Origin of the sequence: Nocardia sienata NBRC 100364, from assembly GCF_001613205.1 — a bacterium.
Lineage (GTDB): Bacteria > Actinomycetota > Actinomycetes > Mycobacteriales > Mycobacteriaceae > Nocardia > Nocardia sienata.
Map to the genome: position 1 here is coordinate 1 of NZ_BDBX01000004.1, position 15,226 is coordinate 15,226.

Genomic DNA, 15,226 nt, shown 5'->3' on the forward strand with positions numbered 1-15,226 from the left:
AGGCTTACGCCGCTGGACCCGACCTCACAGGCCTTTCGTGTAGTCCGCGATAATCCTACGTGACTCTTCCGGTGGTGCCGCTTGTACGCTCAACCGGTCCATCACCGACAGGTACAGCGCCAGATCCTCGCGTCGGTCCAAATACAGCGCACTGGTCAGCTGCTCGAGGTACACGATATCGGGCAGCTCGGTCTCGGCGAAGCGCAGAATCGTGAAAGAGCTTCCGGCAGCGGCGTGTTCACCTGCGGAGAACGGGACCACCTGGATCGTCACATTCGGCAGCCGGGTCAGATCCAGCAGATGCTCCATCTGCGCCCGGTGCACATCCCGGCCACCGACCGGACGGTGCAGTGCGGCTTCGTCGAGTACCGCCCAGATGACCGGGGGGTCGGCACGATGCAGTATTTCCTGCCGGCGCTGGCGGAATGCCACCCGGCGATCGGTCTCGGAATCCTGGTAACCGAGTGTCACCACCGCCCGGGCGTAATCCGGTGTCTGGAGCAGGCCGGGCACCAGATGCGATTCGTAGGTACGGATCTTACTGGCGGCCTGCTCCAGACCCAGATACGTCCCGAACCAGGGTGGCAGCAGATCGCCGTAGCGGTGCCACCATCCTGGTTCGTTCGCTTTACGCGCGAGTTCGAGAAAGCTCTCCCGCTCTTCCGGATCGTCGACGCCGTACAGCGTCAACAGATCCCGGATATCCCGCTCTTTGAAACTCGTCCGGCCCAGTTCGAGTCGGCTGATCTTCGCATGGGAGCCGCGGATGGCATCGCCCGCGGCTTCTCGGGTGATCTTCTTGCTCTCGCGCAGTTTTCGTAACTGGCCGCCCAGAGCGATACGTAGAACCGTGGGGCCACGTTCCGCCTCGACGGATTGCGCGCCACCACGGTTCTCGGGCTCTGCGATCATGGAGTCGTCTCCGGTTTCGGGTTAACCCACGGTGCGCCGCTCATCGGATCGGGCGCACCACGCCGCGGCCCATGTTACCTCTCAACCCGCCAGATCGTCGAACTCTCCGGCTTTGGCGCCCTGCAGAAACGCCTCGATCTCCGGGCGCGTATAGAAGATCACCCCGCCGTCGGGGAAGCGCGAATTACGCATGGCCACCAGATTGTTGGCCGCCTCCGCGAACTCGACACAGTTCCCGCTCGGGTTACTGAAGGTGCTCTTCCGCCAGGCTCCGATCACCTGGTTCGTTACTTCCGACATAGGACCCACTCCTTGCTCATGGTCGCTGACGCCACTGTCGCATACCGTCGGTCCTTACAGATGCAAACGCAGGTGTTCTTGCATCTGCACCGACATCAGGACGATAGCACGAAGTTCGCCACATCGCGTTCACCGGCCCCCGGGGCTTGTCAGCAGTCCTGCGGGCGCAGGTCACCGCGCCCGAGACCTGCCTTCGGAGGCAGCCGCAGGAGTCGTATCGGACCGTGCCGACAACCGGCATCGGCCGCGGCGAGTCTTGTACTGTCGCAGTGGACATCGGTTTCACCAGCCGTCGGGCCCACCGCCGGTATCCGTGCCGGCGCGTTCCGACCATGACCGCCCAGGAGTCCGCCATGTCCGAAGAGCACCGCCCCGCGATCCGCACCGATATCCCGCACTCCGCCCGAATCTGGAACTATTGGATGGGCGGCAAGGACTACTACGAGGTCGATCGCATCGCCGGGGACGCGGGAATCGCGGTCGACCCGCAGATCACCACCATGGCAGTCCAGTCACGGCAGTTCCTCATCCGGACGGTGCGATTCCTGGCCGCGGAGAAAGGGATTCGGCAATTCCTCGATATCGGCACCGGTCTGCCGACCATGCAGAACACACACGAAGTGGCCCAGCGCGTCGCGCCCGAATCCAAGATCGTCTACGTCGACAACGATCCGCTCGTCCTGGCCCACGCCCGCGCGCTGCTGGCCGACACCACCGACGCGGGTGTCACCGTCTATCTGGACTCCGACTATCACCGGCCCGAGCTCATCGTCTCCGACGCACGGCACGTCCTCGATTTCACCGAACCGGTAGCGGTGATGTTCATGGGCGTGCTCGGCCACGCGGAATCCTTCGCGGAGATGCGGCGGATCGTGCACACCGTGCTCGAAGCCACCCCGTCGGGCAGCTATCTGGTCCTATGGGATGGTACCGACGACAGTGCGGCGTACGTGACACTGTGCCATAACTACACCGATACCGGGGGTGTGCCCTACACTCCCCGGCCGCAGTCGGAGATCCGGGCCGTGTTCGACGGACTGACCCTGGTGGAACCGGGCGTCGTCCCGATCGACCGGTGGCGCCCGGACACCCCCACCGACGAATCCCTGCCCGCGATCTCCGCATACGGCGGTGTGGGCCGCAAACCGTGAGACCGGCCGTCCGCCCGGAACAGGCGATGCGATCGATGCCGCAGCGCAAGGCGCAGTGCCACAGCGCCGAGGGCCGCCCGATGCACCGGTAAGGAGGTTCGCGCAATTTCTTCTGTTGTTTGCAGATGTACTTGCATTTGTAAGCGACGGCGACTTAGACTCAGGCGCACAGGAGGGGCGTTACACAGCATTTTCCTCGGCTGATTCGCCGGCCGGAGTGTCGCCCCGCAACGTCGCATGTGAGGGGCAACCGAATGATCCAACCATTCCGAAGTCCCCACCAGCCCGCCGTGGGCAGCGCCGGCGGCGGTCATTCGCTCGGGCACCACCCGGAACCGCTACGCCGCTACGCCGCCCCCGACACCGGTACCGACTGCAATTCCGAGCCACCGGTGCTCACCTATCGGCAAGCACGCGAGATTCTGCACATCCACGATGTGCACGGCCCGCAGTGCCGTCAGTGGCTGGCTGCCGCCGCCTATCTTTCCGCGGGCCTCGACGACGAGTAGCCGATCGACGGCTCCGCCCGGCGCACGGCTTCGAAAAGAGGTCGATGCCGATTCGTGCTGGCGTCGGGGCGTCGAGCGCGCGATTCTGGAATCCCGCGCTCGAGTGGATGGTGACCATGCGAATCGCCGAGATACTGCGCAACAAGGGCAGCGCCGTGACGACTGCGCGTCCGGATCTGGATATCCGCGCGCTGCTCGCGCTGCTGGCCGAACACAACATCGGAGCGGTGGTCGTCTCCCCCGACGGCAGCCGGATCGCCGGAATCGTCTCCGAACGCGATATCGTCCGCGCCCTGTACCGGCACGGCGCGGCACTACTGGATTCCCCGGTGTCACGGATCATGTCCACCGAGGTCCGGACCTGCGCCCCTGACGACCATGTCGAGGGGCTACGCCGGATCATGACCGATCACCGGGTCCGGCATCTGCCGGTGGTCTCCCACGGTGAACTGGTCGGCATCGTGAGCATCGGTGATGTGGTCAAGAGCGCCATCTCCGAACTCGCCACCGAACGCGAGCAGCTCGTCGAATATCTGCAGGGCGGCTACTGATCGCTCAGCCGAGATCGGCGGACAACCATCGCTGCGGGCGCATGAACACGACCACGTGCTCACCCAGTTCGGCCGCGGCGAAGGAGAGGTACTCCTGCACTCGCTCCGGCGGCAGGTAGCGCGCCACCATCTCGCGATGTCGCTCGTCGGTCAGCGGCTCGACCCGGGTCACCGGGCCCTCCACGCTGACATACCGGACAGTCGGCTCGACCCGCTCGACCAGCAAGCTGAACCGTCCCGCAGCCCGGATCCGGCGCATCTTCTCCGATTCCGGGCCGGTGAGCACCCAGAGATCACCGCCCGGCTCGTACTGGTACCAGATGGGCACGGTGAGGGGACCCCGCTCCGGCCCCGCCGAGACCGATAGCGCGCCGATATGTGGCTCGGCCAGGAATGCTCGGCGTTCGTGGAGTGCGAGTGGCATACCCGCACCATATCGCCGGCCACCGACATCTCACGGCACCTCGCCGCCGTAGCGACAAGCACAGCGAAACTGTCTGCGCACCAAGCGCACTGGGCGAACTTTCCGACAATGAGTATCGTTGTTCGCAGTCCGGATGGATCGGCGGAAGGAGCGATCACTTGGGATCATCCCTGCGCCGACCGGATCGTCCACCCCTCTCCGACGAGGCGCCCGCACCGGGGCGCCCGGACACCGGAGTACTCCCGCCGGAGATCCGCGCGTCCTTTCCGGCCCTGGCCGACAGCCGCGAGACCTATCTGGACAGTGCCGCCACGACGCAGAAGCCGCGGGCGGTGATCGACACCGTCCGCGACTACCATTCGACCGCTACCGCCAACGCCGCCCGCGGCACGTACCCCTGGGCCACGGCGCTCACTCAGCGCATCGCCGCGGTCCGGGCCGCCACCGCGCGCTTCCTGGGCGCCGCCCGGCCCGACGAGATCGTCTTCACCGGTGGCGCGACTGCGGCACTCAATGCCGTCGCACTGTCCTGGGGTCTCACAGCCTTGGAGGACGGGGACGAGATCCTCTACAGCCCGCGCGACCATGCCGCCAATATCTCGCCCTGGTTCCTGCTGCGGGACACCCTCGCGCGCTTCGGCCGACGGATCGAACTGGTGCCCTACCGGGTCACCGCGGCGGGACAGGCCGATACCGCCGATATCGCCGCGAAACTGAGCCCACGCACCCGGCTGCTCACCGTCACCCACCTGCATCACGTCTTCGGGGCCTGCACCACCCTCACCGAACTGCGCGATCGGATTCCCCCACGGGTGCACCTCTGCTTCGACTGCAGTCAGAGCGGCGGCCATATTCCGGTGGACCTCACCGCGCTGGGGGCCGATTTCGCGGCCTTCGCGGCGCACAAGATGTTCGCGGCACCGGGCACCGGAATCCTGTACTGCCGCCAGCGGACACATGCGCAACTGCGGCCGTTCCTGCCCGGCGGCGGCACCGACGCGGTACTGACCGCCACAGGGTTCGACAGCGGCGTCATGCCGGGCCTGCTCGAAGGCGGCACCACCAATATTCCCGGCATACTTTCGCTGGGCACCGCACTGGAGGTTCTCGAAACATACGGTATGCCCGCCGTCGCGGCGCACAATCGGGCGCTGACCCGGCGGCTGATCCATGGGTTACGGGCGGTGCCGGGACTGACGTTCCTGCCGGGGCCAGCCCACACCCCGGACGACGGCGGATACGGGATCGTCTCCTTCACCCTCGGCGGGATATCGCCGGCCGACCTGGGTTTCGTCCTCGCCGAATACGGCTTTTTCGTGCGCACCGGCGCCCACTGTATGCCCGACACCGGGGGCGATCCCGAATCGGTGCGGGTCAGCACCCACGTCTACACCTGCCTCGACGATATCGACCGCTTCGTCGACTGCGTCCGGACCCTCGCCGAGGAGCTGCCATGAGCACAGAGATCAGCGCACCCACCGACCCCTCCATCCATTACGACCGGCGGGCAACCGCACGGATACTGGCCGAACTCGCCCGGCCGGGACTGTTCGCCGCCCACCGGCCGGCCGCAGCGGTCCGGATCGAGTACACCGCGACCGAACTCCGCCCCGAACCCGGCGGTCATCTCACTTTCTCGCAACGGTTGTACCTGGAGCGGTTCATGCGACCCTGTGCGGCGGACGCGGTCACCTCTGCCTCCCACCGGATGACCTGGGTGGACAGCGCCGGGGTACCCAATACCGGGTTCTACCGGGACGACGGACTGGGTCCGCTCGTGCCGATCGCCACCCGGGAAGCCGTTCTCGCACTGTGGCGTTCGATCGACGACAACCCCGGTCTCGCCGATCGGATAGCACGTCTCGACGCGGCGGAGCACGCGGTACTGGCCGCGACCACCACCGATCACGAACCCGTCGATATCTTCCGGGTAGGAGTGGAGTCCGCCGGCCGGGCACTGGCCCAGCATGCGCTCATCGCGGGGCAGACGCCGTATCGAACTGCGGATGAGTTCGCCCGCGGCCTGCACGATTCCGGGATTTTCACCGCGGTCGCCACCCGGTGGTTCTGGGAACTGCAGGCATCGACCTATCGACGGGGCATGATCCCGGTGAGCCTGCGCGCCGAACCCGGCGGGCCGGTGCGCTACACCGCCGAGTCGATCGCCACGCTGCGGTCGATGAAGGACGCGACCATCGCCGACGCGCACCGGGTGATGGACCGGGCGACCACCGAGGAGGGGCTGACCGTACCCGCGGCAATCGCCCGGTACCACGATGATCTGGACCTCATCTCCCGGCAGTACGCCCTGTTACCACCCGGGGAGCAGCCCTCCTGCCCGGCCGCGGTCGTGCACCGCGACAGTAGTGGGAATTTCAGCGTGCTCGCCGAGGTGGTCGGCCGCTTCGTCGAGGTGTTCACCGACTTCGCCCGGCAATGCGAACCGGCGGCGGTGGCGGCTCGGGAGGACCTCGGCACCGGCCCGGCGGCGGTGGAGGACCGGATCTTCTATGTACCCGATATGACCTGCAAACACTGTGTCCGCACGATCGGCGGGGTGCTGGAATCGATGGACATCCGGGTCGTGGACATCGACCTCGACAGCAAGCGAGTCGTGGCGGAGTTCCGCAGCCCGCGTAACCGGGCCCGTGCCTTCGAGGCATTGCGCGACGGCGGGTACAACCCGGTCGGCGAGCGGCCCGAACCGATGCGCCCGGGGCCCCTCGGATGACCGTGCGGCTGCGCCCGGACCCCGCCGGGCACGCTGAACCACCCGCCCTACCGGCACACTGGGATAGCCTCGTCGCGGCCTTTCTCGCCGATCGTCGCGCGTTGGACGAGGTGCTGCGCCGCTTCGGGACACCGCTGCATCTGCTTTTCCCGCAGGTGTTCGCGCGCAATATCGATCGACTCGCCGCCGTTCTCGACGAGGCGCATACCGGCTACCGCATCTTCTACGCGCACAAAGTGAACCGTTCCCGGGCCTTCGTACGCACGGCCGCTGCGCACGGGATCGGCGTGGACGTGGCCTCGGCCGGTGAACTCGAATCGGCGCTGACGGCCGGATTCGACGCCGGCCGGATCGAGGCGACCGGGCCCAAAGGCGAAGCGCTGCTCCGGGAACTGGTGGGCACCGGGGTGACCGTGAATGTCGACAACGAATGGGAACTGGGCACGCTCGCCGATCTGGCCGATCCGGCCGCGCCGGTTCCCGTACTGCTGCGCGTCAGTGGGTTCGCGGGGTCACAGGTGAGCCGCTTCGGGATTCCGGTCCATCGGGTGGATCGCGCGCTCGAGGTGTCGGCGCAGCACCGGGATCGGCTCCTGTTCCGCGGGATGGCATTTCACCTCGATACCGGCGATACGGCCGAGCGGGTACGCGCCGCCGACACCTGTTTCGCGCTACTGGAACAGGCGTACTCGGCCGGGCTCGTACCATCGGTCCTCGATATCGGTGGCGGACTGCGCCAGGTGTTCACCGCCGACGGCGCCCGGTTCGACGATTACGTGCACCGGTTGCGCGCCGCGCTCGCCGGTCACGGCACCGCGATGAGTTGGGGGAACAACACGTTCGGTTATCAGGTCGACGGCGGCGCGGTTCGCGGGACACCGGTTTTCCACAAATATGCCAACACCGTGTCCGCCGCCGAAATGCTGGCCGGTTTCCTGGCCGCCCCGCTCGCCCGCCACGACGGCCGCAGTGTCGCCCAGGTGGCCGCCGACAATCTCCTGGACCTCTGGTTGGAGCCTGGTAAAGCGCTCGCCGACCACGCCGGGATCACCGTGGCCCGGGTCGAATTCGTGAAGGAGGCCTCCGACGGCAGTGTGCTCGTCCACCTGGATATCAGCCGGGACACGGTGACACCGGCCGATCAGGAGGTGATGGTCGATCCCCTCCTGCTGCCGGGGGACGGGATCGAACCGGCCCGGCATCCGGTCGGTGTCTTCCTGGCCGGAAGACTCTGCCTCGAACGAGATCTCGTCACCACGCACACGGTCCGGCTGCCGTGGTTGCCCCGGCCGGGAGACCTGATCGTATTCCCGAATACGGCGGGTTACCACATGGATCTGTCGGCGGCCGCGGCCGCCATGCATCCCCCGGTGGAGAAAGTGGCGGTGACCGGCCACGACGGGCGCTTCCTCGCGACGCCCGACGCGGACTACCGGCCACCATCCTCCCCCGCCGCCAATTTCGACGCACCCGAGGTTCCGTGACCATCCACCAGCACATCACCGAGCTGATCGGTGACACTCCCCTGCTCCGCCTCGACCCGGCCGTGCACGGCCTGGAGGGGGTGGAGCTGTACGCCAAACTCGAATCGCACAATCCCTTCGGTTCGGTCAAGGACCGGGTCGCCTGGGCGATGCTGCGCGACGAACTCGATACGCTGCGCGCGCAGCGCCGGACCCTGATCGAGGCATCCAGCGGCAATACCGCCAAGGCGCTGCGTGTCCTCGGCGCGATCCACGGTATCGGGGTGCGGGCCATGACCAACCGGATCAAGGTCGGCGAGGTGCGCGATCTGCTCCAGTTGATCGGCACCGAGATCGTCGAGCTGCCCGGCCTGTCCGAATGCCCGGATCCCACCACGCCCAACGATGTGTACTCGGCGATCGACGCGGCCATGGCCGCCGAACCCGGCAGGTTCCGGCATCTGTCCCAGTACACCAGCGAGAAGAACATCGCCGCCCATCACGACGGCACCGGCCGGGAGATCCATGAGGACCTCACCGCCGCCGGGGTCGAGCGGATCGATTATCTGTTCGGCGGACTGGGCACCACCGGGTCGAGCCGCGGGGCAGGCAGCTATCTGCGGAAGTTCCATCCGGAGCTGCGGACGGTCGCGGTGGTCTCCGAACGCGAGGATTTCATCCCCGGGATCCGGTCGGAACGGGAGATGTGGGAGGTCGGCCTGTTCCAGCCCGATTTCTACGACGAGATACTCACCGTGGGGTCGGGCCCGGCGATCGAGGCCACCCTCGAACTCGCCACCGGATACGGCGTACTGGCCGGACCCACCAGCGGCGCCGCCTACGCCGCCGCGCGCGAGGTACTCGGGCGTGGCGAGCGCGGCGCGGCGCACACCGTCGGGGTGATCATCGTCTGCGACCGGCTCGAGCCGTATCTGTCCTACATCGAACAGCGCCGGCCGGATCTGTTCGGCCGCGACGCCGGGCCACGTCCGCCGAGCGCCGCCGAGGTCGCCGCCGCACCGCTGCTCACCCCTGCCGAAATGGCCGGACTGCTCCGCACCGCGCGACCGGTGATCGTCGATACCCGGGGCGCCATGGCGTACCGGGTCGCCCATATCCCGGGCGCGATCAATATCCCCGACGACCGGCTCGCCGACCTGTTCGCGCACGGGACGCCGTTCTCCCGGGCCCAACCGGTGATCTTCACCTGCCCCACCGGCGATATCTCCCGGCGGTTCGCCGCGACCGCATGCCGGACGGGCCACACCGCCTACAGCCTCGACGGTGGAATCGCGGGCTGGCGGGCCGCAGGCCTGGATCTGGAACGTGGCGGCTGAACGCCCCGGTCAGCGACGGGTGTTCCGCACCGAGCAGTCCTGGATCCCGGAGCCGGCGGCAGTTCCGGGACGGTCCGGGCACCCGGCCGCGCCCTCGGCCCAGGCCCGCACCGCCACCCCGACCGCGATCAGCAGGCCACCGAGTGCCCAGCCGGCGAGGACATCCGTGGGCCAGTGCACTCCGAGATAGATGCGCGAAAGTCCCACCAGCAATACGAAGACGACCGCCGAGGCCGCGACGATCACCCCGGCGACGCGATGCGCGGTCCGCATACAGAACAGTACGGCGAGCACGCCCACCACCGCGGCGGAACCCACACTGTGCCCTGAAGGGAAGGCCGGATTGCTCACCTCCACCAATTGCCCGGCCACCGGCGGCCGCGACCGGCCGATCAGCTGTTTCGATACGGGCACCAGAACCGCCGAGGCCGCGCCCACCCCGGCCACCAGCAGCAGATCCGCGTACGCGCCGCGCCGCAGCAGCACTGCGCAGGCCAGCAGCGCCAGCGTCCACATGGCCACCGAACCGCCGAGATGGGTGATCACCGTGGCGGCCGTGGTCAGTGGATCGGTGCGCAGGGTGAGTACCCACTCGTGCAACGGGCAGTCCACCTGGGGCGTGGCATCGCCCGCGACGACGTAACCGGTCGTCGCGGCGAGCACGGCGAACAGCAGCACAGCGAGCACGACCACGCGTTCAGCCTAATCGCGCACCGGTTGCCCACTCCGGCTCGGCGTCGCCCGGAACCGGCGGGCGTCGCAGGCTCCGCCGCTACCCTGAAAACCATGGATGTCCTCTTCCTCGGCGCGCCTGTCGCCATGCTGCTGCTGGGGGCCGTCGCCGCACTGCGGTGGGTGTACACCCGCTTCCCGAAGACCGGACACTCGACCGGCGACCACACCTCCACGCGGCTCGCGGCCGCGGGGGTGGAGGAGATCACCGCCTTCTGGTACGGGAGCAAACGCGACCAGCTCGACCATCGCGCCGCGCAAACCATGTTGCGCGACGAGGAATCCGCCGGGGCGCCACCCCGGGACCGGATCGATCTCGCGGCCGGCCGGGCGGTGCTCGTAGCCCGCCTCCCGCGCGGCGACGCCCGGAGTTGACCTGCGGCACGCACGGTGCGGGGCCGTGACCACCCGGCGCGGCCCACGGCGCGAGCCCACTACTGTGGACGGGTGCATTCAGATCAGCGATCGGACGACAGCGGACCCCGGATCTGGGGTGGTACCACGCTTTCCGAGCGGAAGCAGGCACGGCGCAGCGCACTGCTCGAAGCCGCACTGGATCTGATCGGTGAATCCGGCGCCGCAGGCGTCACCATGCGGGCAGTGTGCCGCCGAGCCAATCTCACCGATCGATACTTCTACGAGAGTTTCGCCAGCCGCGACGAACTGCTCGATGTCCTGTACCGGCAGATCGCCGACGACTTCCTCGATCCGATGACCGCCTTCGCCGTCGCCGACGACGCCTCGCGTGACCGCGCCCTGTCCGAGGCGCTGGTGGACAAGGTGCTCGAGGATCCCCGCAAATCGCGCCTGTTCCTGGTGGAGCCGTACTCCAGCACCGGTCTCGGCCAGACCACCATCGCCGTCATGCCCGCTTTCACGCGGCTCATCCAGGACCATCTTTTCTCTCAGATCGACGATCCGGTCCGCCGCCGCCTCGCGGCCGTCACCATGGCGAGCGGGAACGCGGGCATGTTCTCGGCCTGGCTGAACGGGTCCTTGCGCGCCACCCGCGCAGAGATCGTCGATCACCTCGTCGCCATGCTGGGCGCCTACCGCCGGCTCTATCGGTAGACCCGGGTTTGACGGCGAGACGGTCGGACTCCGGAAATCACCGCCGGGGAAGGAGGTTCGAGAGAATTGCACGACGAAGTCGTCGGATCGACCGGTAAGCTGATCTCGCCGATCCGAGGCCCCGGGATGCTGGGTGAGATCCTGGTAGCCGTACGTGGGGGGACCGAAGGGTATATCGCGCGCGCCACCGAAGCGATCCCGGCCGGGAGCACCGTGCTGGTCGTGGCTGTCGATTCCGGTCGTATCGCCGATGTCGTGCCCTGGATACCCCTCACACCGGACCCGGCGCCGTAGCAACACGACGCGAGGAGTCATACGTGCTGGGTTATCACGTGCCCGATCCCGACGAGGCGATGCTGGTCAGCGGCGCCAAGAGCAGCGACGCCACACCCTTCCGGGTGATCATCGGCCGCGGTACGTGGGTGATGCCGTTCTTCCGCAAGGTCCGGTACCTGTCGCTGGCGATGTTCGAGGCCGAGATCAGCGAACGCTGCGTCACCAAACAGGCCATCGTGCTGCAGGTGCGGGCGGTCATCGCCTTCAAGGTCGCCAACGACACCGCCTCGATCGTGAACGCGGCCCAGCGTTTCCTCTCCGAACAGGAGCAGGAGATGTCGGTGCTGACCGGCCGGATCTTCTCCGGTCATCTGCGGTCCATCGTCGGGTCCATGACGGTGGAGGAGATCATCCGGGAGCGCCAGCGGCTGGCCGACGAGGTCCTGGTCGCGTCGAAGGTGGAGATGAGCAATATCGGCCTGTGGGTCGACTCGTTCCAGATCCAGTCCATCGACGACGGCAACCTCGGCTATATCTCGGCTCTGGCCGCCCCGCACAACGCCGCTGTCCACCGGGACGCTCAGATCGCCGAATCGCAGGCCGCGCAGCGCTCCGCCGAGGCCGAACAAGAATCTCTGCGCAAACAGGCCGAATACGCGCGGGAGACGGCGATCCTCAAGGCCGGTTATCAGCGCGATATCGACAAGGCCCAGGCCGAGGCGGCGGCCGCCGGACCGCTCGCCGCCGCGCTCGCCCAGCAGGAAGTGCTCGGGGCCCAGGCCGCCCAGGCCCGTAAGGAAGCCGAATTGCGCGAACAGCAGTTGCAGGCCGAGGTGGTGAAACCGGCGCAGGCCGAGGCCGAGCGGGTGCGCATCCTCGCCGAGGCCGAGGCCGACCGCACCCGGATCCAGGCCGAGGCCGCGGCCTCCCACAATCGCATCGCGCTCGATCAGATGCTCATCGAGCAGTTGCCCCTCATCGTGGAGCAGGCGGCGCGCGGGCTGTCCAACGCCAATCTGACCGTGCTGAACGGGCCGGACGGGGTGGGTGAACTGCTCAACGGCATGGTCGGGCAGGGACTCACCGTGTTCAACTCGCTGCAAAAGGCGCTTTCGACCACCGATGAGGAAAAACCGGATATAGAGTGACCGGCAGAACTGCGGCGAGGAGCGGTGTGGTGGCCAGCGGGAAATTGGTGTCGTTCGACGGATCGCGGGGTTTCGGTTTCATCCGGCCCGAGGACGGTGGACCCGACGTGTTCGTCCACGTCAACGATATCGGCCTGGGCGAGGACGAACTCCGGCAGGGCCGGGTGTTCGAATTCGATGTCACCGAGGGCGATCGGGGCCCCAAGGCGATCAACCTCCGGTCCCCGCGCGGCCGGCAGGTGCGGCCCAAGCCGGTCGCCGACGGGGCCCGATTGACCGCCGAGGAGCACACCCGGCTGGTCACCGAACTTCTCCTGGACGCCTCCCCGGCGCTGACCGCCGGGGAGATCGTGGCCATCCGGGAGCGACTCACCGATTTCGCGGTCGAGCAGGGCTGGGTGGACGGCTGACGGCCGGATCCGGCGATCTGTCGGTGACAACTCCTATCATCGGGGGCGATGATTCGGCGCCGGCCGCGGCGTCGATACGGGTGAGGATCGACCCGAGGAGGATCGCGTGGATCTACCGGTGATGCCACCCGTCCGGCCCATGCTGGCCAAGTCCGCCCCCGACATACCGCCGGGGCCGGGCCTGAGCTACGAACCCAAATGGGACGGGTTCCGCTGTGTGGTGTTCCGCGACGGCACGGAAGTGGAGCTGGGCTCGCGCAACGATCGGCCACTCACCAGGTATTTTCCCGAGGTCGCCGATCTGCTGCGCGGCGCGCTACCGGATCGATGCGTAGTGGACGGGGAGATCGTCGTGGTCACCGAACAGGGACTCGACTTCGATGTCCTGCAGCAGCGGCTGCATCCGGCGGCGTCACGGGTGGCCAAACTCTCCGTGGAGACCCCAGCGAGTTTCGTGGCCTTCGACCTACTCGCCCTCGGCGACCGCGATCTGACCGAGGCGCCGTTCGCCGAACGCCGCCGGTTGCTCGAAACCATCCTGCGGACCGAGCCCGGTCGGGTGCAGCTGACCCCGCTCACCGGGGATCCGGCCCTCGCTCGCGACTGGTTCACCCGATTCGAGGGCGCGGGCTTCGACGGGGTGATGGTCAAGGCCGACGATCAGCCGTATCAGCAGAACAAGCGCGTGATGCTCAAGGTCAAACACGAGCGCACCGCCGACTGTGTGGTGGCGGGTTTCCGCTGGCACAAGGACGGCCAGGGTGTGGGTTCCCTGCTGCTGGGCCTGTACGACGACGAGGGCCGGCTCCACCATGTGGGGGTGGCGAGCAGTTTCACCGCCGCGCGGCGCACCGAATTGATCGGCGAACTCGCCCCGTATCGGGAGAACGCCCTGGTGGACCATCCGTGGCGGGAATGGGCCGATGCCGTGGCCCAGGCCGAGTCCGGGGGCTCCATGCCCGGCGGGATCAGTCGCTGGAGCGGTGGCAAGGATTTGTCCTGGGAGGCGCTGCGGGCCGAACTGGTGGCCGAGGTCAGGTACGAACATCTCCAGTCCGGTAGATTCCGGCACGGTGGACGGCTCGTCCGGTTCCGCGCCGACCGCACCCCCGAGTCGTGCACCTACGCCCAGCTCGAAGAGGCCGCACCCACCGAGTTGCGCGAAATCTTCGGGACGGCGGTGGCGAAATGAGCGAATCGGTGGAGATCGAGGCCGCCGGCCGGGTGCTCACCATCACCAACCCCGCGAAGGTGTACTTCTCCCGCCGGGGCGAGACCAAAATGGACCTGGTGCGCTACTACCAGAGCGTCGCCGAACCGTTCTTCCGGGTCAACGGCGGGCGGCCGCTGCTGCTGGAGCGTTACCCGGACGGCGCGTCCGGTAAGTCCTGGTTCCAGAAGCGGGTACCGAAGTCCGCCCCGGACTGGTTGCACACCGTGGAGGTCACCACACCGAACGGAACCACCAGCGACGCACTGGTGGCGCACGATCTGGCGCATGTGCTGTGGGCGGTGAACCAGGGTTGTCTCGGCTTCCATGTCTGGCCCAATACCGTGCCTGATCTTCGGATCGCCGATCAGCTCCGGATAGACCTCGATCCCTCACCCGGTATCGGTTTCGACGAACTGCGCACCGCGGCCCTGCGGACCCGGGAACTGTGCGGTGAGCTCGGTATCGAGACGTGGGTGAAAACCTCCGGATCGCGCGGCCTGCACCTCTATATCGCGCTGGAGCCGCACTGGGACGGGTACGAGGTCCGCGCCGCGGCCGTGGCCCTGGCGCGGGAACTGGAACGCCGGCACCCCGACGACATCACGGCGCACTGGTGGAAGGAGGAACGCGGCCGGCGGGTTTTCGTCGACTACAACCAGAACGCTCCGCACAAAACCGTATTCGGTGCCTGGTGTGTACGCCCCAAGGTCGGTGCGCAGGTTTCCACTCCGCTCACCTGGGATGACCTCGAGACCGTGGTTCCCGAGGATTTGACGATCGCGACGGTACCGGCCCGTCTGGCCGAGTACGGCGATCCCTGGGAGCACCGCGAACCGCAGAGTATCGAGCCGCTGCTGCGGATGTCCGAACGCGACCTGGCCTCCGGTCTCATGGATGCGCCGTGGCCGCCGCAATACCCGAAGATGCCGAACGAACCGCCGCGGGTGCAGCCCAGCCGCGCCCGCAAAACCGCAACGGACGGCTGAATACCCCACCCA

18 protein-coding genes are annotated in these 15,226 nt (G+C 67.5%); 14 read left to right on the forward strand and 4 right to left on the reverse strand.

Annotated features, from left to right (window positions below; genetic code table 11):
• Positions 1-24: 24 nt before the first annotated feature.
• Positions 25-912 carry a Sco1979 family transcriptional regulator gene (locus tag NS4_RS02990; RefSeq protein WP_063057942.1) on the reverse strand — a complete coding sequence of 296 codons (888 nt, stop codon included), beginning with the start codon at positions 910-912 and terminating at the stop codon, positions 25-27.
• An 81-nt stretch (positions 913-993) separates the two neighbouring features.
• On the reverse strand, positions 994-1,212 hold the full coding sequence (locus NS4_RS02995) for a DUF397 domain-containing protein (RefSeq protein WP_030519885.1): 219 nt from the start codon (positions 1,210-1,212) through the stop codon (positions 994-996).
• Positions 1,213-1,565: 353 nt separating this feature from the next.
• On the opposite strand from NS4_RS02995, the gene NS4_RS03000 reads away from it, so the two are divergent.
• From NS4_RS03000 to NS4_RS03010, 3 genes are all read left to right on the forward strand, one after another.
• Positions 1,566-2,363, forward strand: a complete 798-nt coding sequence (locus NS4_RS03000) for an SAM-dependent methyltransferase (protein WP_063058353.1) — start codon at positions 1,566-1,568, stop codon at positions 2,361-2,363.
• A 254-nt stretch (positions 2,364-2,617) separates the two neighbouring features.
• A complete protein-coding gene (locus NS4_RS03005; protein WP_063057943.1) occupies positions 2,618-2,872 on the forward strand; it encodes a hypothetical protein in 255 nt (84 codons plus the stop codon).
• Positions 2,873-2,988: 116 nt separating this feature from the next.
• Complete coding sequence (locus NS4_RS03010) at positions 2,989-3,423, forward strand: CBS domain-containing protein (protein ID WP_063058354.1); 435 nt, start codon at positions 2,989-2,991, stop codon at positions 3,421-3,423.
• A gap of 4 nt (positions 3,424-3,427) precedes the next feature.
• On the opposite strand, the gene NS4_RS03015 is transcribed toward NS4_RS03010, so the two are convergent.
• Positions 3,428-3,847, reverse strand: a complete 420-nt coding sequence (locus NS4_RS03015; protein ID WP_063057944.1) for a pyridoxamine 5'-phosphate oxidase family protein — start codon at positions 3,845-3,847, stop codon at positions 3,428-3,430.
• 158 nt (positions 3,848-4,005) lie between these two features.
• Between NS4_RS03015 and NS4_RS03020 the strand changes: the two genes are divergently transcribed.
• The 4 genes from NS4_RS03020 to NS4_RS03035 are packed head-to-tail and all read left to right on the forward strand — an operon-like array spanning position 4,006 to position 9,378.
• A complete protein-coding gene (locus tag NS4_RS03020; RefSeq protein WP_245665038.1) occupies positions 4,006-5,304 on the forward strand; it encodes an aminotransferase class V-fold PLP-dependent enzyme in 1,299 nt (432 codons plus the stop codon).
• Entirely contained in the window at positions 5,301-6,578 is a 1,278-nt protein-coding gene (locus tag NS4_RS03025) for a heavy-metal-associated domain-containing protein (RefSeq protein WP_084486617.1), read from the forward strand. The genes NS4_RS03020 and NS4_RS03025 overlap by 4 nt, the downstream gene beginning before the upstream one ends.
• Positions 6,575-8,062: a type III PLP-dependent enzyme domain-containing protein gene (locus NS4_RS03030; protein WP_063057945.1), complete on the forward strand. Its 1,488-nt coding sequence runs from the start codon at positions 6,575-6,577 to the stop codon at positions 8,060-8,062. The genes NS4_RS03025 and NS4_RS03030 overlap by 4 nt, the downstream gene beginning before the upstream one ends.
• Complete coding sequence (locus tag NS4_RS03035; protein WP_157105864.1) at positions 8,059-9,378, forward strand: pyridoxal-phosphate dependent enzyme; 1,320 nt, start codon at positions 8,059-8,061, stop codon at positions 9,376-9,378. Before NS4_RS03030 ends, NS4_RS03035 begins: the two co-directional genes overlap by 4 nt.
• A gap of 9 nt (positions 9,379-9,387) precedes the next feature.
• Here NS4_RS03035 and NS4_RS03040 read toward each other — a convergent pair whose 3' ends face one another.
• A complete protein-coding gene (locus tag NS4_RS03040) occupies positions 9,388-10,071 on the reverse strand; it encodes a phosphatase PAP2 family protein (protein ID WP_063057946.1) in 684 nt (227 codons plus the stop codon).
• Positions 10,072-10,164: 93 nt separating this feature from the next.
• On the opposite strand from NS4_RS03040, the gene NS4_RS03045 reads away from it, so the two are divergent.
• From NS4_RS03045 to ligD, 7 genes are all read left to right on the forward strand, one after another.
• A complete protein-coding gene (locus tag NS4_RS03045) occupies positions 10,165-10,485 on the forward strand; it encodes a DUF6191 domain-containing protein (protein ID WP_063057947.1) in 321 nt (106 codons plus the stop codon).
• Between the two features lie 72 nt (positions 10,486-10,557).
• Positions 10,558-11,181, forward strand: coding sequence for a TetR/AcrR family transcriptional regulator (locus NS4_RS03050; protein WP_063057948.1), 624 nt, complete (start codon positions 10,558-10,560; stop codon positions 11,179-11,181).
• 66 nt (positions 11,182-11,247) lie between these two features.
• Positions 11,248-11,475, forward strand: coding sequence for an NfeD C-terminal domain-containing protein (locus NS4_RS03055; protein WP_063057949.1), 228 nt, complete (start codon positions 11,248-11,250; stop codon positions 11,473-11,475).
• A gap of 23 nt (positions 11,476-11,498) precedes the next feature.
• Entirely contained in the window at positions 11,499-12,605 is a 1,107-nt protein-coding gene (locus NS4_RS03060) for an SPFH domain-containing protein (protein WP_063057950.1), read from the forward strand.
• Positions 12,606-12,631: 26 nt separating this feature from the next.
• Positions 12,632-13,015 (forward strand): cold shock domain-containing protein, encoded by a 384-nt coding sequence (locus NS4_RS03065; protein ID WP_063057951.1) that lies wholly within the window; start codon positions 12,632-12,634, stop codon positions 13,013-13,015.
• Positions 13,016-13,121: 106 nt separating this feature from the next.
• Positions 13,122-14,207 carry an ATP-dependent DNA ligase gene (locus tag NS4_RS03070; RefSeq protein ID WP_218020300.1) on the forward strand — a complete coding sequence of 362 codons (1,086 nt, stop codon included), beginning with the start codon at positions 13,122-13,124 and terminating at the stop codon, positions 14,205-14,207.
• Positions 14,204-15,214, forward strand: coding sequence for a non-homologous end-joining DNA ligase (gene ligD / locus NS4_RS03075; RefSeq protein ID WP_063057952.1), 1,011 nt, complete (start codon positions 14,204-14,206; stop codon positions 15,212-15,214). Before NS4_RS03070 ends, ligD begins: the two co-directional genes overlap by 4 nt.
• Positions 15,215-15,226 lie beyond the last annotated feature (12 nt).